At 73.5% G+C, this 22065-nt stretch carries 24 protein-coding genes and 1 tRNA gene; 11 read left to right on the top strand and 14 right to left on the bottom strand.

Annotated elements, in window-relative coordinates:
- Position 1 precedes the first annotated feature (1 nt).
- Positions 2–2617 carry a GGDEF and EAL domain-containing protein gene (locus E4P39_RS02945; RefSeq protein ID WP_135134909.1) on the top strand — a complete coding sequence of 872 codons (2616 nt, stop codon included), beginning with the start codon at positions 2–4 and terminating at the stop codon, positions 2615–2617.
- 12 nt (positions 2618–2629) lie between these two features.
- On the opposite strand, the gene idi is transcribed toward E4P39_RS02945, so the two are convergent.
- Positions 2630–3157, bottom strand: coding sequence for an isopentenyl-diphosphate Delta-isomerase (idi, locus tag E4P39_RS02950; RefSeq protein WP_135134910.1), 528 nt, complete (start codon positions 3155–3157; stop codon positions 2630–2632).
- 189 nt (positions 3158–3346) lie between these two features.
- On the opposite strand from idi, the gene E4P39_RS02955 reads away from it, so the two are divergent.
- From E4P39_RS02955 to E4P39_RS02970, 4 genes are read left to right on the top strand one after another with little or no spacing between them, the layout of a single operon-like run.
- The gene (locus E4P39_RS02955; protein ID WP_135134911.1) at positions 3347–4177 is read left to right on the top strand and encodes an alpha/beta hydrolase; all 831 of its coding nucleotides are present in this window, start codon (positions 3347–3349) and stop codon (positions 4175–4177) included.
- A gap of 40 nt (positions 4178–4217) precedes the next feature.
- Positions 4218–5585 carry an MFS transporter gene (locus E4P39_RS02960; protein ID WP_135134912.1) on the top strand — a complete coding sequence of 456 codons (1368 nt, stop codon included), beginning with the start codon at positions 4218–4220 and terminating at the stop codon, positions 5583–5585.
- Between the two features lie 54 nt (positions 5586–5639).
- Positions 5640–5792 (top strand): hypothetical protein, encoded by a 153-nt coding sequence (locus E4P39_RS02965; protein WP_209306314.1) that lies wholly within the window; start codon positions 5640–5642, stop codon positions 5790–5792.
- A 13-nt stretch (positions 5793–5805) separates the two neighbouring features.
- Positions 5806–6003 carry a DNA-binding protein gene (locus E4P39_RS02970; RefSeq protein WP_135134913.1) on the top strand — a complete coding sequence of 66 codons (198 nt, stop codon included), beginning with the start codon at positions 5806–5808 and terminating at the stop codon, positions 6001–6003.
- A 7-nt stretch (positions 6004–6010) separates the two neighbouring features.
- On the opposite strand, the gene E4P39_RS02975 is transcribed toward E4P39_RS02970, so the two are convergent.
- The gene (locus E4P39_RS02975) at positions 6011–6361 is read right to left on the bottom strand and encodes a VOC family protein (protein ID WP_135134914.1); all 351 of its coding nucleotides are present in this window, start codon (positions 6359–6361) and stop codon (positions 6011–6013) included.
- A gap of 67 nt (positions 6362–6428) precedes the next feature.
- Here E4P39_RS02975 and E4P39_RS02980 point away from each other — a divergent pair, with 67 nt between their 5' ends.
- Positions 6429–7505: an NAD-dependent epimerase/dehydratase family protein gene (locus tag E4P39_RS02980; RefSeq protein WP_135134915.1), complete on the top strand. Its 1077-nt coding sequence runs from the start codon at positions 6429–6431 to the stop codon at positions 7503–7505.
- Here E4P39_RS02980 and E4P39_RS02985 read toward each other — a convergent pair.
- On the bottom strand, positions 7488–8954 hold the full coding sequence (locus E4P39_RS02985) for an ATP-binding protein (RefSeq protein ID WP_135134916.1): 1467 nt from the start codon (positions 8952–8954) through the stop codon (positions 7488–7490). The genes E4P39_RS02980 and E4P39_RS02985 overlap by 18 nt on opposite strands.
- Positions 8955–9022: 68 nt before the next feature.
- The gene (locus tag E4P39_RS02990; RefSeq protein WP_167761537.1) at positions 9023–9700 is read right to left on the bottom strand and encodes a PaaI family thioesterase; all 678 of its coding nucleotides are present in this window, start codon (positions 9698–9700) and stop codon (positions 9023–9025) included.
- A 261-nt stretch (positions 9701–9961) separates the two neighbouring features.
- On the opposite strand from E4P39_RS02990, the gene E4P39_RS02995 reads away from it, so the two are divergent.
- The gene (locus E4P39_RS02995; RefSeq protein WP_167761538.1) at positions 9962–10339 is read left to right on the top strand and encodes an STAS domain-containing protein; all 378 of its coding nucleotides are present in this window, start codon (positions 9962–9964) and stop codon (positions 10337–10339) included.
- Between the two features lie 6 nt (positions 10340–10345).
- Here the strand turns inward: E4P39_RS02995 and E4P39_RS03000 are convergent, their stop codons facing one another.
- The gene (locus E4P39_RS03000; protein WP_135134919.1) at positions 10346–11200 is read right to left on the bottom strand and encodes an aldo/keto reductase; all 855 of its coding nucleotides are present in this window, start codon (positions 11198–11200) and stop codon (positions 10346–10348) included.
- A 58-nt stretch (positions 11201–11258) separates the two neighbouring features.
- Here E4P39_RS03000 and E4P39_RS03005 point away from each other — a divergent pair, with 58 nt between their 5' ends.
- Positions 11259–11843 (top strand): histidine phosphatase family protein, encoded by a 585-nt coding sequence (locus E4P39_RS03005; RefSeq protein ID WP_135134920.1) that lies wholly within the window; start codon positions 11259–11261, stop codon positions 11841–11843.
- On the opposite strand, the gene E4P39_RS03010 is transcribed toward E4P39_RS03005, so the two are convergent.
- A complete protein-coding gene (locus E4P39_RS03010; protein WP_135134921.1) occupies positions 11821–12924 on the bottom strand; it encodes an EAL domain-containing protein in 1104 nt (367 codons plus the stop codon). The two genes, E4P39_RS03005 and E4P39_RS03010, sit on opposite strands and share 23 nt — an antisense overlap.
- 120 nt (positions 12925–13044) lie before the next feature.
- On the opposite strand from E4P39_RS03010, the gene E4P39_RS03015 reads away from it, so the two are divergent.
- Positions 13045–13683 (top strand): TetR/AcrR family transcriptional regulator, encoded by a 639-nt coding sequence (locus tag E4P39_RS03015; protein ID WP_245159602.1) that lies wholly within the window; start codon positions 13045–13047, stop codon positions 13681–13683.
- 3 nt (positions 13684–13686) lie between these two features.
- Here E4P39_RS03015 and E4P39_RS03020 read toward each other — a convergent pair whose 3' ends face one another.
- The 4 genes from E4P39_RS03020 to E4P39_RS03030 form a co-directional block, all read right to left on the bottom strand.
- Complete coding sequence (locus tag E4P39_RS03020; protein ID WP_135134922.1) at positions 13687–14175, bottom strand: DUF427 domain-containing protein; 489 nt, start codon at positions 14173–14175, stop codon at positions 13687–13689.
- The gene (locus E4P39_RS03025; protein WP_167761540.1) at positions 14172–15359 is read right to left on the bottom strand and encodes a sugar-transfer associated ATP-grasp domain-containing protein; all 1188 of its coding nucleotides are present in this window, start codon (positions 15357–15359) and stop codon (positions 14172–14174) included. Before E4P39_RS03025 ends, E4P39_RS03020 begins: the two co-directional genes overlap by 4 nt.
- Positions 15356–16108: a hypothetical protein gene (locus E4P39_RS22110; RefSeq protein WP_167761542.1), complete on the bottom strand. Its 753-nt coding sequence runs from the start codon at positions 16106–16108 to the stop codon at positions 15356–15358. Before E4P39_RS22110 ends, E4P39_RS03025 begins: the two co-directional genes overlap by 4 nt.
- 150 nt (positions 16109–16258) lie before the next feature.
- Positions 16259–16489, bottom strand: coding sequence for a DUF3618 domain-containing protein (locus tag E4P39_RS03030; protein ID WP_135134923.1), 231 nt, complete (start codon positions 16487–16489; stop codon positions 16259–16261).
- Between the two features lie 88 nt (positions 16490–16577).
- On the opposite strand from E4P39_RS03030, the gene E4P39_RS03035 reads away from it, so the two are divergent.
- Together E4P39_RS03035 and E4P39_RS22790 are read left to right on the top strand one after the other, a co-directional pair.
- Positions 16578–16658, top strand: a tRNA-Leu gene (locus E4P39_RS03035).
- A 251-nt stretch (positions 16659–16909) separates the two neighbouring features.
- Positions 16910–18727 carry an exosporium protein gene (locus tag E4P39_RS22790; protein WP_280790777.1) on the top strand — a complete coding sequence of 606 codons (1818 nt, stop codon included), beginning with the start codon at positions 16910–16912 and terminating at the stop codon, positions 18725–18727.
- 316 nt (positions 18728–19043) lie between these two features.
- Here E4P39_RS22790 and E4P39_RS03045 read toward each other — a convergent pair whose 3' ends face one another.
- From E4P39_RS03045 to E4P39_RS03060, 4 genes are all read right to left on the bottom strand, one after another.
- Positions 19044–19232, bottom strand: a complete 189-nt coding sequence (locus tag E4P39_RS03045; protein WP_135134924.1) for a twin-arginine translocase TatA/TatE family subunit — start codon at positions 19230–19232, stop codon at positions 19044–19046.
- Positions 19232–20185: a 3,4-dioxygenase subunit beta gene (locus E4P39_RS03050; RefSeq protein WP_135134925.1), complete on the bottom strand. Its 954-nt coding sequence runs from the start codon at positions 20183–20185 to the stop codon at positions 19232–19234. The genes E4P39_RS03045 and E4P39_RS03050 overlap by 1 nt, the downstream gene beginning before the upstream one ends.
- A gap of 132 nt (positions 20186–20317) precedes the next feature.
- On the bottom strand, positions 20318–20938 hold the full coding sequence (locus E4P39_RS03055) for a DUF732 domain-containing protein (RefSeq protein WP_135134926.1): 621 nt from the start codon (positions 20936–20938) through the stop codon (positions 20318–20320).
- Between the two features lie 178 nt (positions 20939–21116).
- Complete coding sequence (locus E4P39_RS03060; protein WP_135134927.1) at positions 21117–22037, bottom strand: hypothetical protein; 921 nt, start codon at positions 22035–22037, stop codon at positions 21117–21119.
- Positions 22038–22065 lie beyond the last annotated feature (28 nt).

A 22065-nucleotide genomic window follows, 5' to 3' on the forward strand; every position in this document is an offset into this window, starting at 1 on the left:
CATGACGACGACGATGACGGACGGCGGCGCTGCCGCCCCCCGGCGCTTCTCTCTGGGCGTGCCCCAGAAGATCGCGCTGCTCACGGGGGGGATCGCCGCGACTGCGGTGACCCTGTTCGTCATCGTCGTCGCGCCGCTTCCCGCGGCGCCCACGGCCCTGAACCTGCCGTGGGTGCTGTGGGCGGTGGCCTTCGCGGCCAGCGAAGTGCTGATCGTGCACGTGCAGTGGAAGCGCGAGTCGCACACCTTCTCGCTCAGCGACCTCGTCCTGGCCGCCGGCCTCGCGCTCGCCCTCCCGTGGCACCTCGTGCTGGCGCAGCTGGCCGGGACCACGCTGATCCTGGTCTTCTACCGCCGCCAGCGGGGCCTGAAGCTGGCCTTCAACACCGTGCAGTTCGCGCTGTCCGCCACCATGGCGGTGCTCACGTTCTCGGCCGTCAGCTCGGTGCTGGGCCAGCAGTGGGCCTTCGCCGGACAGCTGCTGGCCATCGCCGTCGCCACCATGACGGCCTCGGCCGCCATCTTCGCCGTCATGACCCTCTCGACGGGGCATGCCGACATGCAGCCCCTGATCGGGATGCTCGGCTTCTCCCTGCCGTTCACCGTCGGCGCCGGCGCCGTCGGCGTGGTGATCGCCCGCACCTCCGCGGACGACCCGGCGGCCCTCGTGCTGCTGATGATCCCGACCCTCCTGATCATCGCGGCCTACCGCGCCTACACACGGGCCCGCGAGCAGCAGGAGAACCTCAAGCTGCTGCACGAGGTCACCTCGCTGCTGCACGGCGGCGACGTCGAGGCCGCCCTCGGGGACTTCCTCTCCTCCGCCCGCACCGCCTTCCACGCCGAGGTGGCCGAACTGGTGCTGGTCAGCAGCGCCGGCACCGGTGGGATGACCGTCAGCCGGAGCCAGGAGGGCGACGACCCGGTCGTCATGTCGCCGGCCGTGGACGACCTCGAGCGGCAGCGGCTGCTGCGCCTGGCGACGACGCAGGGCTCGCTGATCACCCGCGCCGGCGGCGGCCGTGGCGGTCTGCTCGACGGCTACGCCGCCGAGCGCGGCGTGAAGGACGCCATGGTCGCCGCGCTGCGCACGGAGGACCGGGTGCACGGCGTGCTGCTGGTCGCCGGCCGGATGGGGGCGGGTACCACCTTCAACGGCAGCGACCTAGCCCTGCTCGAGACCTTCGGCCGGCACGTGGCCACCTCGCTCGAGCGCGGCCGGCTCGAGGAGACGCTGCGCCAGGTCACCGACCTCAAGGAGCAGCTCCGCCACCAGACGCTGCACGACGCGCTGACCGGGCTGCCCAACCGCACCCTGTTCCTCGACCGCGCCCGCCAGGCGGTCGAGGTGGCGGCGCGGACGCACGCCTGGCCCGCCGTCCTCTACCTGGACCTCGACGGCTTCAAGCCGGTCAACGACGAGTACGGCCACGACGTCGGCGACGCCGTGCTGCGCACCATCGCCATCCGGCTGCGCGGCTGCCTGCGCCCGGCCGACACCGCGGCCCGGCTCGGGGGTGACGAGTTCGCCGTCCTGCTCGGTGGCCCGCTCGACCAGCAGGGGATCACCCGCGTCGTCGACCGGATCCAGGCGCAGTTCGACGTCCCCGTGGACCTCGGCAACGGCCATGTCGCCAAGATCGGCGCCAGCATCGGCATCGCCGTCGGCAGCTTCGACACCGAGAACGCCGACAAGCTCATCCGGCAGTCCGACATCGCCATGTACTCCGCCAAGCGCAGCGGCGGCGGCGCGAGCTACTACGAGCCGGGCATGGGTGACCCCACGTCCGCGCGCGAGGAGCAGATCGCCACCCTCAACCGTGCGATCCGCGAGGGCGAGCTCTTCACGGTCTACCAGCCGCTGATCAACCTGCGCACCGGCCGGCCCACCGGCGCCGAGGCCCTGGTGCGCTGGCAGCACCCGGACGACGGTGTCGTCGGTCCCGACGCGTTCATCGGGCTCGCCGAGGAGACCGGTCTGATCGTCGAGATCGGCACCCAGGTGCTCCGCGAGGCCTGCCGTCAGGCGGCCCGCTGGGCCGAGGCCGACCCGAGCCAGCCCCTCACCATCACGGTCAACCTCTCGGCGCGGCAGCTGTCCGACCCCGCCATCGTCGGCACGGTCACCGAGGCGCTGGCCGACGCCGGGCTCGATGCGAAGCGCCTGGTCCTGGAGATCACCGAGACGGTCCTCATGCAGGACCGCGAGGCGGCGGCCGCCACCCTCTGGCAGCTCAAGGCTCTCGGCATCCGCATCGCCATCGACGACTTCGGCACCGGCTACTCCTCGCTGGCCTACCTGCGCCGGTTCCCGATCGACATGCTCAAGATCGCCCGTGAGTTCGTCGACGGCCTCGGCCGCGACGAGCACGACGACGTGATCACGCGCGCGATCGTGGAGCTGGCCAGCACGCTGGGCCTGCTGACCGTCGCGGAGGGCATCGAGACCCACGACCAGCAGACCATCGTCACGGCGCTGGGCTGCGACCTCGGCCAGGGCTACCTGTTCTCGGTGCCGGTCGACGCCGAGGCCGCGTTCGCCGTGCTGACCGCCACCCCGCTGGCGGTTCCGCAGCCCCGTCCGGGCGAGGGCCCGCGGCTGTACAGCGTCGGCTGAAGCGGCTGCCGCTCAGCCGAGCGGCACCAGCCCGGCGTCCTCGATCAGGCGCGCCTGCTCGCGGCACCACGGCGACCAGGCGTCCCCCTCGGTCTCCTGGCGCTCGCGGAAGGCCGCCCAGTCCAGCAGCTGCCACTCCCCCACCTCGCTGGGCTCCGGCTCCGGCGTGCCGGTGAACCGGCCCAGGTAGACCGGGCAGATCTCGTTCTCCACGACGCCGCGGAACTCCGCCCGGTAGCGGTACCCGGGCAGGGCCGGACGGACGTCGGACACCTCGAGGCCGAGCTCGAACCCAGCGCGCCGGGCGATCGCGGCGGCGTCGTCCTCGTCGGGGCCGGGATGGCCGCACACCGTGTTCGTCCACATGCCCGGGAACGTCGCCTTGCCGGCGGCCCGCCGGGTGATCAGCAGGCGGCCGGCGTCGTCGAAGAGGTACGCGGAGAAGGCCCGGTGCAGCGGGGTCTCCCCGTGGTGCACCTGCGACTTGGGCATCGTGCCGAGGGCGGCACCGTCGTCGTCCACGAGCACGATCAACTCCATACCTGATTGTCTCCCTACCGGTCGACGACCGCGGCCAGCGGGCGTCCCCCGCTGCGCTGAGCCCTTCCCGGCCCTCCTCAGGGAGGCCTCCGGCCGCCCTTCGTCGAGCCGCCTCGCGGGGCGGCTGCGTGCCACTCCTCGCGGGATCCTCCGGCCCCCGCTCGTCGTGGCACTGGCAGCATCTGCCACGTGGACAGCTTCCGACGCGACGGTCTCACCTTCGACGTCCGTGACGCGGGACCGCCGGACGGCGAGCCCGTCGTCCTCCTGCACGGGTTCCCGCAGGACTCGTCCGCGTGGGACGCGGTGAGCCCCCAGCTCCACCAGCACGGGCTGCGCACCCTCGCGCCCGACCAGCGCGGCTACTCCCCGATGGCCCGGCCGCGCGGCCGGAAGCAGTACACGATCCGCGAGACGGCCGCCGACGTCCTGGCCCTGCTGGACGCCGCCGGGCTGGAGCGCGCCCACGTCGTCGGCCACGACTGGGGCGGCATGGTGGCGTGGGGCCTCGGCGCCTGGCATCCGGACCGGGTGCGCACGCTGACGGTGCTCTCGGTGCCGCACCCGGCCGCGATGGCCAAGGCCATGGTCACCAGCGATCAGGCCCTCCGGTCGTACTACATGGGCCTGTTCCAGCTGCCGCTCCTCCCGGAGCGCCTCCTGCTGGCCCAGGGTGGGAAGGCCCTGCGCGGGACGCTGCGCAGCGGCGGCCTCTCGCGTGAGACCGCCGCGCACTACGTCGCCCGGATGCAGGAGCCGGGCGCGCTCACCGCCGCGCTCGGCTGGTACCGCGCACTGCCTTTCGGCGCCCGCGACGGGATCGGCACGGTCCGGGTGCCGACGCTGCACGTGTGGAGCACCGACGACGCCTTCCTCGGGCGCGCCGCGATCGAGGCGACGTCGCGGTTCGTCGACGCCCCGTACCGGCTCGAGATCCTGGACGGCGTCTCCCACTGGATCCCCGAGCTGGCCGCCGACCGCGTCGCCGAGCTGATCACCGCCCACGTCCGCACCGCCTGAGGGTCTGCGACGCGGACCACCGGTTGTCACACTTCTCGCCATGACGGCAACCGCTCCCCCGCTCACCCGGGCCGAACGGCTCGACCGGCTCCCGTTCACCCGTGAGCACGGCCGGCTGGTCGTGGGCTCGGGGCTGGGCTGGGCGCTCGACGCCATGGACGTCGGCCTCATCTCCTTCGTCATGGCCTCCCTCCTGGCGCAGGAGCAGTGGGGCATCACCGCCACCGAGCTCTCCTTCATCGGCTCCATCGGCTTCGTCGGGATGGCGCTCGGCGCGACCCTGGGCGGGCTGCTCGCGGACCGGTTCGGACGGCGCCAGATCTTCGCCGTCACCCTGCTCGTCTTCGGCGTGGCGACCGGGGCCGCCGCGCTGTCGTGGTCGGTCGGCGCGCTGCTGGTCTTCCGGTTCCTCATCGGCCTGGGCCTGGGGGCCGAGCTGCCGGTGGCCTCGACGCTGGTCAGCGAGTTCGCGCCGGCCCGCCTGCGCGGCCGGGTCGTGGTCGGGCTCGAGGCGTTCTGGGCCGTGGGCTGGACGCTGGCCGCGCTGATCGGCTACCTGGTGGTCCCCGTCAGTGACAGCGGCTGGCGGTGGGCCTTCGCCCTCGGCGCGGCCCCGGCGCTCTACGCCGTCGTCGTCCGCTGGGGGCTGCCCGAGTCGGTGCGCTTCCTCGAGCTGCGCGGCCGGGTCGAGGAGGCCGAGACCGCCGTGCGGCGCTTCGAGCAGGCGGCCGGCGTCGAGCCCGTGCCCTCGCCGCTGCCGCAGCCGCAGCGGGTCCCGGGACCGCGGGCGCTGTGGGGGCCGGGCACCCGCGGCCACACCGCGGCGCTCTGGGCGGTCTGGTTCTGCATCAACTTCGCCTACTACGGCGCCTTCATCTGGCTGCCCTCGCTGCTGTTCGCGTCGGGCTTCTCGCTGGTGCGGTCGTTCGGCTACACGCTGATCATCACGCTGGCCCAGCTGCCCGGGTACGCGGTCGCCGCCTACCTGATCGAGAAGTGGGGCCGGCGCCCGACGCTGACGGTCTTCCTCGTCGGGTCCGCCGTCGGGGCGGGCATGTTCTCCGCCGCCGACGGCGACACCGCGGTGCTCGTCACCGGCATGGTGCTGTCGTTCTTCAACCTGGGCGCCTGGGGAGCGCTCTACGCGGTGACGCCGGAGGTCTATCCGACCGTGCTGCGGGCGACCGGCGCGGGCGCCGCGGCCGGGTTCGGCCGGATCGCCTCGATCGCCGCGCCGCTCTGCGTCCCGCCGCTGCTCGAGCTGGGCGGCTCCGGCCTGGTGTTCGGCACGTTCGCGGCCTTCTTCGTGGTCGCCGCGGCCGCCGCCCTCGGCCTTCCCGAGCGGCGCGGTCAGGCCCTCGAGGACGGTCCTGCCGCAACGGTCCCCAGCGATGCCGTGACCGGCTGATCCGCACGGGAACGTCTGGTCCGTGCGACGGGCGGCCCGGCACTGTGCAGGGGCATGAGCCTCCACCCCGCGGGGACGACGGTCTGGGTTCCGGCGCAGCAGCACTACGGCGAGAACACCGGCGACACCCCGAGCCACTCGATCTTCGTGGAACTCGAGGAGGGCGCGACCGCTCAGGCGGACGGGGTTCGCCTCGGGCCCGGATGATCGGCAGCTCCTCGTGACCTCACCCCCGGCGGACCTCCCGCGCGGCGTCGGCGCACCTGCGACCCGGGCCCTCACCGCCGCCGGGTACACCAGCCTGGAACAGCTCGCCGGCGTATCCGAGCGGCAGCTGGGAGCCCTGCACGGAGTGGGCCCGAAGGCGCTGCGCATCCTCCGCGAGGCACTCCAGGAACGGGGCCTGTCGTTCGGGTGAGCTCGGCTCAGAGGTCGAACGCCGTGGGATGACGGGCCTCGTACAGGCCGACGGTCCCCCCACCGGGCAGCCGGATCCCGGTCAGCCGTCCCCAGCCCTGGTCGCTCACCGGCTCGGTGACGGTCACCCCCCGGGCGCCCAGCTCCGCGACGGTGGCGTCGACGTCGTCGCACACGAGGTAGAGCTCGACGGCGCCGGAACCCTCGGCCGGGTGGACCGCCACCTCGGCCGGCGGGAGCTGCAGGATCAGCCACCCGCCGCCCGCGTCCACCTGCCCGCGGCCGAGCAGCTCCTGCAGGAAGGCCCGGTCGGCCTCGGCGTCGGTGCTGTACAGGATGACGTGCGCGCCGCGGATCATGCGGCGAAGCTAGCCCGTCGGCGACAGCGATCCGGTTGCTCCCCGGCCGCCCGGGTAGCCGGAAGGCATGCCCGATCCCTTCCTCCCCCATCTCCATGGCGCGACGGTCGCCGTCACCGGTGCCAGCGGCAACCTCGGCACCGCACTGCTGCGCCGGCTCACCGCTCCGGGGAGCGGGGTCGCCGAGGTGCGCGGGCTGGCCCGGCGCCGGCCCCCGGACGTCGCCCCCTACGACGGGGTCCGCTGGCACCTCGCCGATCTCGGGACGGTTGCCGGTGACGAGGTGCTCCGCGGCTTCCTCGACGGCGCGGACGCCGTCGTCCACCTGGCGTGGGCCCTGCAGCCGGGACGGCACCCCGACGACCTGCGCCGCGTCAACGTGGGCGGGACCGGCCGGGTCGTCCGCGCCGCCGCCGCGGCGGGGGTTTCGCACGTCGTGCACATGTCGTCGCTCGGCGCCTACGCGCCCGGGGCGGTGGGCCAGCAGGTCACCGAGGACTGGCCGACCACCGGCATCCCGAGCGCGCAGTACAGCCGCGACAAGTGCGAGGCCGAGCGGGTCGTCCGGGAGATCGCCGCCCGCCACGGCGACCTCACCCTGACCGTCGTGCGACCCACCCTGGTGCTGCAGCCCGACGCCGGCAGCGAGATCGCCCGCTACTTCCTCGGGCCCCTGCTGTTCGGGGCCGCCCGGCTGCTGCCCGGCTCGGTGGCGCGGCTGCTCCCCCTCCCGCTGCCGGCGGTGTCGGTCGCGTTCGTGCATGCCGACGACGTCGCCGACGCGCTCGTCCGGATCCTGGGCCGGCGCGCGGCCGGGCCGTTCAATCTCGCCGCCGAGCCGCTGATGGACGCCGCGGCGATCGCCCGCGCGCTCGGCACCCGTCGGGTCCCGGTCCCCGCCCTCGCCGTGCGGACGGCCGTCCAGGCCGCGTTCGCCGCACACGTGATCCCCACGGAGCCGGGGTGGGTCGACATCGGTCTGCGCGCACCGGCGCTGGACAGCACCCGGGCCCGCCGGCTGCTCGACTGGACGCCGGAGCATCGCGGCGACGAGGTGCTGGCGCGGTTCGTCGCGGCGCTGGGCCGCGGCGAGGGCGGCGAGGGACCCCTGCTCCGGCCCGAGGAGTCAACCGGCGCTCCCTAGCAGCGTGCGGGTCATCGCGTTGCGGGTGTCGAGCAGCTCGTCGAGCGCCGCTCCGAGGTCGCCCGCCGACACGGCCAGCTCCTCGCCCTCCGGCGTCCGCGTCGCGGCCAGCAGGGCGGCCCGCCGGAGCAGCTCCTTGAGGAACGACGCCGTCACGCCCTCGGTGCGGGCCAGGACGTCGTCCAGGCCCGACGTGTCCACCCGGAGCGAGCCGCGGTAGAGCTCGAACAACGCGCGTCGCGCATCGGTGTCCGGCAGGTCGAGGACCACCGCCTGGTCGACCCGCCCGGGCCGGGCGGCCAGCGCCGGCTCCAGCAGGTCCGCCCGGTTGGTGGTGAGCACGAAGACGACGTCGGCGTCCTCGGCCAGTCCGTCCATCTCGTTGAGCAGCTGGAAGAGCAGCGGGTGCCGGCCGGGGTGCATCCCGCGGTCCTCGGCGATGAGGTCGACGTCCTCGATCACCAGCATCGCCGGCTGCAGGGCCCGCGCCACCGAGCAGGCCTCGGCGACCAGGTGCATGGCGTTGCCGGTGAGCTGGAGGACCGTCGTGCCGACCAGGCTGCTCGTCAGGTAACGGACCGTATGGGTCTTCCCGGTCCCGGGCGGCCCGTAGAGGAGCAGGCCGCGCTTGAGGTGCTGACCGGCCGCCAGCAGCCGGCCCTTGTGCCGGGCCACCTCGACGACCTGGCGCTGCACCTCGGCGAGGGTCTCGGGGCGCAGGATCAGCTGGTCCGCGGTGAGCACCGGCCGGCGGTGGAACCGCAGCAGGGTCTGCCTGTGGCCGAACACCTCCTGACCGAAGGACAGCACCTGCCCCCGGAAGACGTTGTGTTCGAGGGCCGCGGCCCGGATCTCCGTGGCCACCCGGGGCGCGGCTGCGGGGTCGCTGCTCACGATCTGCAGCGACACCCGCTCGTTGCCGAACTCCGGCGAGGCACCGCGCACCAACATGGTCGTGCGCACCTCTCCCTCGACGACCAGATAGATCCCGCACCGCTGGCACGGCCGCACCTCGCCGTCCGGACCGCAGGCCACGTTGACCGTCGCCGGGTTGCCGGGCCGCAGTCCCATCGGATGGTGTCGGCCCTCGTCGGCGAAGAGATCGCCGAGGCCGAACATCGTGTGCTGGAAGTTGGCGATCCCGACCAGCTCCCACGTGCGGCGCGGATCGGCCAGCCAGGCGTCCAGGCCGGCCTGCACGTTCACGTGGTCGTATCCGGGCCAGGTCTCCTCGACGACGTCGTGGGCCCCGGCGCCCGCTCCCAGATGGTCGGACAGGATTCGGGACAGCTGCGGCCGCTCTCCTGCCCGCGCGGCACCGATGACGGCGCGGAGCCCGCGCCGGGCGAGCCGGCCGACGTCGGCGAGCTCCGGACGCAGGTCGCCCTCCACTGCGGCCCCGCCGCCGGGCGCCACCCCGGGGGCAGCGAACCAGCCGTACGAACGCACCACCGTGTTCCTCCCGAGGCCGGAGGAGGCGGACAGTAGCCGGGACGGCACTGTTCAGGTACCGGGAATCAGGTGCGATCGTGCCGATCGCCGCCGCCCGGCCCGGTCGGGGGGAGGACATCCGCGGGTACGTCCGGCCGGAGCGACACGAAGAGGCCTTCCGCCTCGGCGAGCGTCGACCCCGGGTCGTCCCGGGCGACCAGGCGGGCCCGGGCGGTGGTCCGCCGGCCGTCGGCATCGGCCACCTTGGCCGTCACCAGCAGGGGGACGCCGAGGCGCACCGGCCGCAGGTAGGTGACCGTGAGCGTGGCGGTCATCCCGCCGCGTCCTGCGGCACGCACGGCCCTGGCGAGCACGTGGTCGAGCAGGGTGGCGACCACGCCGCCGTGCACGAGCCCGGGCGGGCCCTCGTGCGGCTTGCCGAGGGTCACGTGCCCGGTGGCCCGGCCGTCCGGGCTGTCGGTGGCGACCATCGGCGGGGCGATGGGGTTGCCGGGGCCGTACACGGGGCTGTACCAGCGCTCTCCCGTGGCGAGGTCGTCCACCGTGGCGATGTCCTGCGGTCCACGACCGTGGGCCCGCCGCCGCCAGGCGAGCTGTCGGGTGGCTGACGTGACAGCCTCGAGCTCCGCTACGGGCACTTCCGTGAGAACCGCGGCATCGACCAGGTCGCGCAGCGCCGAACCGAGATCGCCGACCGCCTCCCGCCGAACGGCCCGCTCCTCGGGCGACAGGTCGTCAGCCACGGCGCGGACCGGCTTCGCACGGCGTCGTCGATGTGCCGACCGCACGTCGGGCGGTCCTGAGGGGGCGGAGGTCGTCGTGGTCCACCCCGCCATCGTGACGGCTCCCAGGACGGCCCGCGCGATCGGATCCTAGAGCGTTGTGTGATTGAGCGATCACCAAACGTTGCGGAGACGTCACTGAGCGATTACGGTCGATTCCGGACAGCAACGCTTCCGCTCCCCCCTGCCGGAGTCGCCGTGCCCCTGCTCACCGTTGCGCTCGTGCCCGCCCCCGACCGCACCGTGGTTCGGCTGACCGGCGAGAGCGACCTGTCGACGGATCCGCTCCTCACCCGGGAGCTCGCCCGGGCGGCTGCGCTCGGCGCCCGCGCGGTGATCGTCGACGTCGCCGGCGTCCGGTTCTGGGACTGCTCCGGTCTGCACGCTCTCGCCGACCTCACCGCCGAGCTCGACACGGCGGGCCGTCAGTGCCGCATCGTGGGCGCCGGCCCCGCGACCCGCCGGCTGATCGGTATGGCGGACTTCGCGGGGGTGCTCGACCTGGACGGGCCGGTGCAACTGTCCCGCCGGCCCCGCCGTCAGCCGAGCCCTCCACCACCCGCTCCCGTCTGGAGGCGGCCGGTGGAGGTCCCGGCCTGATCGGCCTCAGGCCAGCGCGTCCAGGCGGGCCATGTCGTCGTCGGACAGGGTGAGACCGGCCGCGCCGAGGTTCTCGGTGAGGTGCTCCACCGACTTCGTCCCGGGAATGGGCAGGACGACCGGCGACGTCTGCAGCAGCCACGCCAGCGCCACCTGGGCCGGTGTCGCGTCGAGCTCCGCGGCGATCGCGGCCACCGGGCTGTCGGGCGCGGCCAGGTCCCCGGTGGCGATCGGGAACCACGGGATGAACGCGATGTTCTCGGCCGTGGCGTAGTCCAGCACGTCCTGCGACCTGCGGTTGGTCAGGTTGTGGAGGTTCTGCACGCTGACGACGTCGACGATCTCGCGCGCGGCCCTCAGCTCCTCCACCGACACCTCCGAGAGTCCGATGTGGCGGACCTTGCCCTGCTCCTGCAGCTCCTTGAAGGCGCCGAGCTGGTCGGCGAGCGGCACCTCGGGGTCGATGCGGTGCAGCTGGAGAAGGTCGATCCGCTCGACCCGGAGGTGACGCAGGGAGAGCTCTACCTGCTGCGTGAGGTAGGCCGGGCGCCCGACCGCCGTCCACACGCCGGGCCCCTGCCGCGTGAACCCGGCCTTGGTGGCGATGACCAGTTCGTCGCCGTACGGATGCAGCGCCTCGGCGATGATCTGCTCGCTCACGAACGGCCCGTAGGAGTCGGCGGTGTCGATGAAGTCGACGCCCTGCTCGACCGCGGCGCGGACGACGGCGAGCGCGCCGGCGCGGTCGGCCGGCTCGCCCCAGACGCCCTGGCCGGTGATCTGCATCGCGCCGTAGCCGAGGCGGTGGACGGGGAGGTCCCCGCCGATGGAGAAGGTGTCGCTTCGCTGTGCAGTCGTCATGTCTCCGGCCAGCACGCGATCCCGCGCGGGTGTTCCCGAAACCGTGTTCGATGGCGGGATGGGCGAGGTCGTGGTGATCCGGCACGGGCAGACGGAGTGGAGCCGCAGCGGCCAGCACACCAGCGTGACGGACCTGCCGCTCCTGCCGGAGGGCGAGGAGCAGGCGAGGAACCTGCGGACGTCACTGGCCGGCCGCCGATTCGTGGACGTGTGGGTGAGCCCGCGGCAGCGCGCACTCCACACGGCGGAACTCGCCGGGCTGACGCCGACGCGGGTCGAGGAGGACCTGGTCGAGGTCGACTACGGCGGCTACGAGGGCCGGACGACGCTGGAGATCAGAGCCGAGCTCGGGCGACCCTGGACGCTGTGGGCGGACGGCACCATCCCCGGCGACGCCTCACCTGGCGAGACGCTGGCCGCCGTCGCGGTGCGGGTGGACCGGGCGCTGGCCCAGGTGCAGGAACGACTGGCCGACGGCGACGTAGCGCTCGTGGCTCACGGCCACGTGCTCCGCGTGCTGACCGCCCGCTGGCTGGGTCTCCCGCCGGAGGCCGGGGCGCTGTTCGCGCTCCCCGCCGGGAGCTACGGCGTCCTGGGACACGATCGCGAGAGGAAGGTGCTCACCGGCTGGGGGCTGCACTGACCTCCCGGCGGCCGACCGGCTGCCACCGGTCCTCCGGCTCCTCGGCCGGCAGTTCTGGTCGGACGGGCCGGCCGAAGAGCCACCCCTGACCGAGGTCGGCCCCGAGGGCGGTGACCTCCTCGGCCAGCCGTTCGGTCTCCACCCCCTCCGCGACGACGACGGCACCGAGCTGGTGGGCCAGCTCGGTCACGGCCCCGAGCGCGGTGCGGACGCCGTGGTCGGGCAGCTCCTGCACCAGTCGCTTGTCCAGCTTGACCACGTCGGGGCGGACGGCGGCCAGGAGCGACCGGGTCGCCCGGCCGCCGCCGACGTCGGCCAGCGCCACCCGCCAGCCCAGCGAGCGGTGGTGCTCCAGCACCGAGACGAGGTGGCCGCGGTCGGCGATCGCGTGCGACTTCATCACCTCGAAGACCAGCTGCCGCGGGGCGATGCCGGTGTCGTGCACGACGCGTTCGGTGCCGGCCAGGCAGACCTGCGGCCGGTAGATCGCAGCGGGGTGGAAGTTGACGTACAGCTCGTCGTCCCCGAGCCACGGGGCGGCCCCGGTGATCGCGGACTCGCGGGCGATCCGGTCCAGCCGGTCCAGCCAGCCGGCCTGCTCGGCGACGAAGAAGAGGTCACCGCCGCCGATCTCGCGGCCGTCCACGACGCCCCGGAGCAGCGCCTCGTGGGCCACCACCGAGCGGTCGGCCAGCGAGACGATCGGCTGGTAGGCGGACCGGAAATCGGCCTCCGCCAGCACCCCGACCTCCACGGTCACCCCGCGGCGGGCGAGCTCGACGGCGAGGGTGGGCGCGGTGAGGAGCCGCTCGGTGAGCGCCGCGCCGTCCGCGGGCGGGTCGGTGACCACCCGCAGCGCTCCGGCCTCCGCGTCGGTGAGCACGCGGGCCAGCCGCTGGAACAGCAGCGCCAGCCCTCGGCCACCGCGCTCGTCGACCAGGTCGAGCAGCTGCGGGGACGAGTGCACGATCAATCCGATGGCCTCGGCGGCGCGGGCGATCGGGGGCAGCACGTGGCCGACGGAGGTGGCCAGCAGGGCGCGCGTCGCCGGTGCCGGGACCTGCCAGCGGATGGTTTCCACGCTCGCAGGATGACTGACCGATCCGCCGCGACGGCACAGGCGCGCGGCGCCCCGTCGCAGCACTTCCGGGTGAACCGTCGAACGAACGACGCGCACTGATGTGGGCCTACAGAGACTTTAATGTCTAAGGTCAGCGTCATGGCCGCACTGACCACGACCGACATGCCCCGACCGAGCCGCGGTGGTCGTCCCCGCGACCCCAGCCGGGACGGCGTCATCCGGGCCGCCATCCTTCGTCTCCTCGCCGACGTCGGCTACGGCGCCCTGACCATGGACGCCGTCGCCTCGGAGGCCGGCGTGGGCAAGGCGACCATCTACCGCCGCTGGCGCACCAAGCAGGACCTCGTGGTCGACACCATCTCCGACCTCAACCGGGCAGAGGCGACGCCCCCCGACACCGGCTCGCTCGAGGGCGACCTCCGGCAGATGCTGCGATCGCTGGTCACGGTGATCACCGGCCCGACCGGTGCCGCGACGCTGTCGCTCCTGTCCACGATGCCGCACCAGCCGGCGCTGGCGGAGGCGTTCCGCACCGGTCCGCTGGCCGTGTGGCGACAGTCCTTCGAGGAGATCTGGGCGCGCGCCGAGCAGCGCGGCGAGGTGCGGCCCGGGGTCGCCAGCTCCGTGGCGGCCGAGACCACCAGCGCACTGCTCGTGCAGCGCTGGCTGCTGACCGGCAAGCCGGTCGACGAGGCCTTCGCCGACGAGGTGCTCGACACCGTGGTCCTGCCGCTCATCCGGGTCAACACCCCCAGCTGACCGCTACCAGCCGAGCGTGCCGGGCTCGCCCTTGAACGGCCCGACGACGTCGGCGGTGATCCAGCCGCCGTAGAAGCCGCCGGCCTGCGCGCGGACCGTCTCGCCGTCGACGAGCGCACGGTCGACCTTGCCCGGATAGAAGGCGACCGCGCCGCGCACATGCTCGAAGCCGGGGCTGGGGTCCTCGTAGGACCAGCCGACCGCCGCCACGCGCCGTCCGTCGACCACGGCGTCCCAGTAGGTCGCGGCGCCCTTCCACTCGCACCACGAGCTGCCGGCGGCCCGTTCGAGGACGCCGTCGGCGACGTCCTCGCGGGGCACGTAGTAGACCGGCGGGTGACTGGTCTCGCAGACCCGGATCGCGCGGTCGGTGGCGGCGAGCACCCGCCCGCCCAGCTCGACGACGATGCGGCGGGGGGTGACCTCGGCCGACGGCGGCCGCGGGTAGTCCCAGACGGACTCCTGCCCGGGCCCGACCGGGTCCCGCTTCACCGCCGCAGCCCGATCGTCCGCAGGAGCCGGCCGCCGAGCCGCCGGACCCGACGGCCGAGCCGCCGCAGCAGCCGGACACCGATGTCCGCCGTGAACCGCCCAGTGGGCAGCGGAACGCCCAGACTCTCCAACTGGGCGCGGATGACGGGGTCGGCGAGCCAGCCGTCGGTGTGCATCTGGAGGGACCGGAGTCCCCAGTCGGCGTTGCCCTCGAGCAGGACCGGGCCGCTCGCGGTGATGACGACGTCCCATCCCAGGGAGCGCAGGCCCGGGAACAGCCGCGCGGCCCGCACGCAGAGGTCCACGGTCTCGGCCCACCGGGGCACCTGCCAGCCGGTGAACTCCACACCTGTGTCCGGATGGTGCGTCAACCGTTCGGTCGACCCGGGCAGCACGCCTCGCCCCAGGGTCCCGGTGGCCGCGTCCACCGGTACGGACAGGCCCCCGAGGCTGTAGTTGTCGACCATGCCGCCGCGCCGGCCCAGCCGCAGCACGGCGCCCTGCACGGCGACGCTCCCCTCGCCGGTGAGGAACGTCTGTACCCGCACCGTGTTGGCCGCATAGGGAGCCAACCGGGCCAGCTCCTCGTGGTTGCGCACCGGCTCCTGCAGCACGTAGCCGCTCACTCCGCGCATGCCCGTGAGGTCCAGGGATGTGAGGGTCGCCTCGAGGTCGACCTGCTCCCCGGTCCGGGTCACCGCCTCGCCGGTGTCGTGATCGATGGCGTCCAGGATCAGCACGTGGCTGCCCCGTCCCCCACCGGCCGGCTTGATCACGAGTGCGCCCGGCTGCTGGCGACGCAGCTCGGTCAGGACGTCCTGGACGGTCCGCATCGGTCGCTCCCCGTCCCAGGTGACGCCGTGGACGGGGTCGAACAGGCCCAGGGTCCTCGGCACGGGGAGTCCGAAGCTGTCGGCGAAGCGGTAGAACACCCACTTGTTCTCCGTGAGGACCTTCGCGCCCCCGTCGTTGAGAACAGGGCGGACGACGCTCAGGTACCAGTCGTAGCCGAGGAACCGGCCGGCGTCGGCGAGTGGCCGTCCGCCGGTGAAGCCGTAGGCGTCCACGTCCTCGGTCCGGTACCCCCAGAGATAGGCCAGCCGGAGACGCGCGGCCCTGCTCAGGACCCCGGCCGACGTCCGCGCGTCCCCGGTCACGGGCTCCGGTCCGCCGCTGGTCGTCACGGGATCCGGCTGCTGGTCCGGCGACGGCGCCGCACCGCGCGGACGAGGCCGCGGGGATAGCGCGCCACCTCGCGACCGATCGCGACGGCGGGGTTGGCGAACTGGACGCCCTCGCGGATCGCCAGCTGACACGGTCGGCACCGCCCACAGGCCTTGTCGTTGAGCGGGTCGTGGCAGAACCAGCGCTGGGACAGCAGGTCCATGAAACCGTGCTCGCGGGCGATCGCGGCCATCTCCGGCTTGGTGGTGTTCAGGACCGGGAAGGAGAAGTAGCGGAACAGCTGTGCCTCGGGCGCGTCGCTGAGCGTTCCGGCGGTGTCGGTGAAGACGAGCCGGTGCAGCGGCGTGGGCCCGTCGTCGTGGGCCTGCATGCAGATCTCCACGCCGGTCCAGCCGAGGGCATCGGCGACCGCGGCCAGGTACACGTACTGGCTGCCGATCCAGATGCCCCGGGCGAGGATGCCCTGGTAAAGGGCATCCAGCTCGGGGGTGGGCGGGTAGTCCGACCGCAGGTGCACCTCGAGCGCCCCGAGCTCTCCGGGGTCCCCGAGGCGGGCCCTGAGCTCCCCGAGCATCCGGTGCATCGTCCCGAGCTCCTGCATCGTGCTGCGTCGCTCGGGGTTCAGCACGTACACGGGGCGGACCGCGCGGCGCTCGACCAGCAGCAGCTGCATGAGCCGGAACGAGGAATCCCATCCCCCGGTCCACAGCAACCGCACCGCCTGCGCGTCATCGACGTCGTCGGACATCAACTCCCCCTTCCTGCCGTGGGGTCGTCAGCGCCTGCGCCGGGTACGGGACAGGACGGCAGGAGTACGCGCCGAGCGGCGGTGCGGGCACTTCGGCAGGCAGCCGCGCCGGAGGCGGCCTCCGGGAAGCTGGGCACCAGGCGGGCTCGCTCAGTCGTTGCGGTGCCGGATCTTCTGGACGACGGCGATGGTGACCAGCAGACCCACTGCGCCGACCGTGGCCTTGCCGGCCGGCGTCTGGAGGAACCGCTCGACCGCGGCCCTCCCCTTCGCCTTGAGCCGCGTGGGGCTGGTCCGGTAGGTCAGGTTGTCCAGGGTGGCGGCCAGCGACTCGCGGGCGGCGTCGATCTCCAGCTGGATCTGTCGTGGGTCACGAGTCACGGCGACAGCCTGCCAGACGATCGGAAGTCCAGCTTCCCCGCTCGCCCGGGGGCCACCCGCGCGGGCTACTCCTAGACTCCTGGACCGCGCGGGAGTGGTGTAACGGTAGCCACGCCAGACTTAGGATCTGGTGCCTTCGGGCGTGGGGGTTCGACTCCCCCCTCCCGCACGCGACACGGGCTGCTCGAGACCCGGCAAACGCCGTCCGCCCTCGACCTCACCCCTAAGAGCGTCGCCGCGCCTCCACCGTTCTCGTTACTGTGCGTATACGGCCGTGATCTACGGAAAGTCACGAAACGGATGACGCCGGACGGGGAACGCCCACAGAGCCCCGTCAGCACGACCCACGGGGATCACGTGTCGCGCACCCGCAATATCGCAATCGCATCGGCCGCATTGGTCGTCCTTGGCGGCGGAGGAATGGTCTATGCCGCCGCATCGCCCACTTCTCCCACGAACACGATCACGGCCTGCTACAACAAGCAGACCGGCGCACTGCGAACGATCACCCCGAAGTCCGCGTCCTGCAATGCGGCCGAGATGACACTGAGTTGGAACCGGGTCGGTCCGCCCGGAGCGGCCGGCCCGCAGGGGGCCACCGGTAAGTCCGCCTACGAGGTGTGGACGTCACTCACGTCCAACGCAGGAATGACGGTGGACCAGTACCTCGCCTCCCTCAGGGGAGCGAACGGCGCGACGGGAGCCACCGGAGCCACGGGTGCGACCGGAGCGCAGGGCGCGACCGGAGCCACCGGAGCCACCGGAGCGACCGGAGCGACCGGCGCAACCGGGGCGCAGGGCGAGAAGGGCGACACCGGTGCCACCGGAGCGACCGGTGCAACCGGGGCGACCGGCGCAACCGGGGCGACCGGCGCCCAGGGCGAGAAGGGCGACACCGGTGCCACCGGAGCGACCGGCGCAACCGGGGCGCAGGGCGAGAAGGGCGCCACCGGAGCCACCGGCGCAACCGGCGCAACCGGTGCCCAGGGCGACAAGGGCGACACCGGCGCGACCGGCGCAACCGGCGCAACCGGCGCAACCGGCGCAACCGGTGCCCAGGGCGACACCGGCGCGACCGGCGCGACCGGCGCAACCGGCGCAACCGGTGCCCAGGGCGACAAGGGCGACACCGGCGCGACCGGAGCGACCGGTGCCCAGGGCGAGAAGGGAGACACCGGAGCCACCGGCGCCACCGGAGCCACCGGCGCCACCGGCGCGACCGGCGCCGCCGGAGCGACCGGCGCGACGGGGGCGCAGGGCGAGAAGGGCGACACCGGAGCCACCGGGGCGACCGGCGCGACCGGAGCCCAGGGCGAGAAGGGCGAGAAGGGCGACACCGGCACGACCGGCGCCCAGGGCGCCACCGGTGACCGAGGCGAGAAGGGAGACACCGGCGCCCAGGGCTTCTCGGCGTTCGAGATCTGGGCAGCCCAGGATGGCAACGGCTCCAAGACCATCCAGGAGTTCCTCGACTCGCTGATCGGCGCTCAGGGGGCCGAGGGAGCCGCCGGGACCAAGGGCACCGACGGCACCGACGGCACGGACGGGCTGTCGGCGTACGAGATCTGGCTCCAGCAGAGCGGGAATGCCGACGGCACCGTGAACGACTTCCTCGCCTCGCTGCAGGGCCCGGCCGGCGTTCCCGGCGCCGATGGCGCCGATGGGCTCTCCGCCTACGAGGTGTGGCTGGCGCAGCCCGGCAACGACGGCCAGAGCGTGGCGGACTTCTTCGCGTCGCTGAAGGGCGCGAAGGGCGACACCGGCACCTCGGGCCCCCAGGGTCCCGCCGGGTCGACCGGCCAGACCGGCGCTACCGGCGCGGCGGGTCCGCAGGGCGCCACGGGCGCTGCAGGTCCCCAGGGTGAAACCGGGCTCACCGGTGCGACCGGGCCGCAGGGCCCGGCCGGCGCCACCGGACCTCAGGGCCCGGCCGGCGCTACCGGACCTCAGGGACCGGCCGGCACCGTCGCAACCAGCACCGTGGTGATCGGCACGACCACCAGCGCAGGCAACGGTGCGGCGGCTGGGTTCACCACCGCGGTCTCCACCGCCAACTGCCCGACCGGCACCAAGCTGCTGGGCGGCGGGGCCTCTGCAAACCAGGGAGGGTCGGCGCGCATGGCGGTCAGCTCTTCCGCCCCCAACTCCGGGGGCACGGGCTGGACAGCAGTCGGCATCGTGGTGGTCATGGGTACCGGCTCCACCTCGGTGACGTCCTACGCGGTCTGCGGCTCCTAGCGATACCCGGATCGGGCCCGGCCTGGGACACGACGTACCTGGCCGGGCCCGATCCAGTGCAACTCCACAGAGCAGGCACACGAGGCCGGAGTGGAGCCGGCACCTGGACGCCCCTGGCGCGACCCGATGGACGCCTTCGGATGGCTGGGCTTCGGGCCGAACTGAGTGCCCTCAGGCCCCGAGGGTCACGGCGAGCGCGGGCACCAGCGCCGCGACCGCCTGACCGCTGTGGCTCCTACGCGACAGTCAGGCTGTCGCCGTGGCGCGGGGGGGCCGCGGAGGAGCGAGGAACCGCCGGGCGGCAGTGCGACGGGCCTCAGCGCCCTGAGGAGCGGGCGCCTTCGGGATCCGTCGTCGTCGACCCGCTCCGGACGTCGTCCACCTCGCTCTTGAAGATGCGGAGCGAGCGTCCGAGGGAGCGGGACGCGTCGGGCAGCTTCTTGTAGCCGAAGAGCAGCATCACCGCGAGCAGGATGAGGCCGATCTCGACCGGTCCGAGGCTCATCACGACGTCGGGCGGCTCGGCGGTCCGCCACGTCCACCCGGCGCGCCGGACGGCGCGCCGTCACCGGACAGCTGGCCACCGGTCGGCGTCGTCGTCGTGTCGATCCGGACCGGCAGGGTGACCGTGTAGCCGCTGCGGACGTCGCCGGTGACGGTGGCGAGCTGGCTGGCGCCGCCGTCGTCCCCGAAGACGTTGTCGCTGCTCAGGCTGAGTTCCGACAGGCTGCGTACCGAGGTCTCGTAGCCGTCGGTCGCGTAGACCGCGTCGCACGCGTTCTTCGGCAGGGCCACCTGCGAGGTCGCGATCGCACTCGTCGCGTCGGCGATACCTGCCTCGTCGGAGTAGACCTCGAAGTGGATGTGCGGCCAGCGCCCCGGGTAGCAGGCCGGGAAGATGCTGGTGAAGGTGACGCGGCCGTCGGCGTCGGCGATCTGGACGCCGCGCAGGTAGTTCTGGTCCTCGATCCCCTGCGAGTACAGGGAGTACCCCCCGTCGCGGTCGCAGTGCCAGACGTAGACGGCCACCCCGGCGAACGGGGCTCCCCCGTTCGCGAGGTCGGCCACGACGAGTTCGAGCGTCATGGGCACGCCCTCGGCCGTGCCGCTGTACTCCCCGAAGCTGGACCGGATGTCGGTCCGCACGATCCCGCTCTGCTCGAGCACGTCCGGACCGTTGGACCCGTCCCCCGGGTAGGGGCCGGCGGTCTCGTCGGGGATCTCACCGGACGCGTCGGCCGCGGCCGACGAGGACGAGGACGAGGACGACGTGCTGCCCGAGCTCCCCCCGCAGGCGGCCAGCCCCAGCCCGGCCGCACCGATCCCGAACACGGCCAGCATCCGCCGTCGGCTCAGCAGGGTGCCGACGTCGAAGCCCAGCCCCTGGTCGGCGAGCTCCTCCTGCGGCCGCGGCAGGGCGCGCCCCTCGTACGTCTGGTCGTGCGGCGGGTTGCCCATGTCGTTCTCCTGAGAAGGTCGCGGTTGCTGGTCCCGACGCTAGGCACGGCTACCGCGAGTTCCCTGGGCCTCTGCTGGACATCGGCTGGGAGGGCTTCGCCTCACCCGGTCCAGAAACGGCGCGCGACCGTCTCAGCAGAGATTCGTGCTCGCGGCGTTCACCAGGTCGTAGATCTCCTGCGGGGACGCCCCGACGTCGCCCTCGATGAGGACGTCGGCGAGCGCCTGGGCCGAGGCGCCCTTGCCCATCGCCGTACATGCGTGCTCGCCCAGCGCCAGGAGCTGCTGGTCCGGCTGGAACGGCCAGTTGCTGCCGTCGGAGCCGCGGGCGTCGAGCAGGAAGGCGTCGCCGCCCGTCCCCCCGCTACCCGCGGATTCTCCGGTCACGGCCGACATGTCCAGTTCCCCGGATGCCACCGGGGGTGGAGTCGCCGAGCACTGCTGGTGGAAATGCCGAGCGATGGTCGGGTTGCTGTCCCCCGGGTTCGCCTCGTACCACAGGCCCAGGTCCGCGCAGGTGCCTCCGTGTTCGACGAGCATCAACTCGGCGTCGGCCAAAGCGCTCGGCGAGAGGTCCGCGTAGGGGTTCGCAGCCGGCTCCGTGGACTCCTCGTACGCGGTGTCGGCGTACGACGAAGCCGCGCTGCCGGCCGCGTCCGAGGAGCAGCCGACGAGTCCGCACACGCCCAGGGCGAGCAGGGCCACCATCCCTGCCCGGGGTCGCCAGGATCCCGAGACGCTTCCCTCTGACACGCAATCCTCCATCGATGGGTGCCGGCCACGGCCTTCGGGCGTCCCCCGGCCGTCTCCGCCCCTGTGGGCACGAGCGGTACTCGGCGGGGCAGCATCGCACGACGCCGGACACCGGCCGGCCGGGCTCGCCCGGGAGTGCGCCCCATGCGCCCCGCAGGCCCCGGCAGCGCCCCGGGTCTCAGGCCAGATGGACGCGGAGATCGATCTCGGCCGACGGCGTCCCGGGGTCGTCGTCGTCCACGACGGCCAGCAGGTGCACCTCGTCCCCCCGGCAGTCGCGCAGCGCCAGGCCTTCGATCTTGTGCACGTGTCCGCCCCACTCGGGGATCGCCGCACGCGCGAGCACCTGCTCCCCGTCCACCAGGGCGAGTGCGGTGGCGACCACGGGACCGTCGTCGACGGCGTTCGAGCTGTCCTCGGCGGCGGCGCTCAGCAGCAGGCGTCCGTCGGGCAGCGCGATCGCGTCGGTCACCTCCAGGCCGACGCCCTCCACCTCGCCGAGGTCGTAGCCGCGCGGCTGCCCGACCGGCACCGCCTCGGCACCGGCCCGCCCGAGGACGGCGGTCACCATCGCATCCAGCGGGACGTCGACGCTGCCGGAGCGCACGCCCGCGGCCAGGTTGCCTCGGTTGAACCAGCGGAGCATCCGGCCGTGCCGGCTCGCCCCCTCCAGGTTGAGGTGTTCCAGCGGCAGGCCCAGACACCCCGCCACTCGTTCGTAGAGCGGACCGAGGTCTCCAGCCCGCGCGACCGGCTCGCCGCCCACCAGCCGGACGAGCACGCCGCGCATCCGCCGCGGCGTCGAGCCCGACCCGAGGAGCAGGACGGCCGGCTCCCGGCCCACCTCCACGGGGCAGGCCGCCTCGAGGTCCGGCTTGAGTCGCTTGGTCCCCGCCGCTTCGGAGAACCGGTCGTGGCCCTCGACGGGTGGCAGCACGCGCACCGACGTGACGTGACCGGGGCGGCGCCAGGCGGCGCAGGTGGCGTCGTCCTGCGCGATCAGCAAGCCGTCGCCCAGCGGGGCGATGCCGGAGGCCGCAGTCACCGGCGTCCCGTCGTCGAAGCGCAACGCCCTGACGTCGTCCACGTAGACCCGCACCGGCCCCCTGTGCCCGCGGAGACCTCCC

The organism is Blastococcus sp. CT_GayMR19 (genome assembly GCF_004570385.1).
Classification (GTDB): domain Bacteria; phylum Actinomycetota; class Actinomycetes; order Mycobacteriales; family Geodermatophilaceae; genus Blastococcus_B.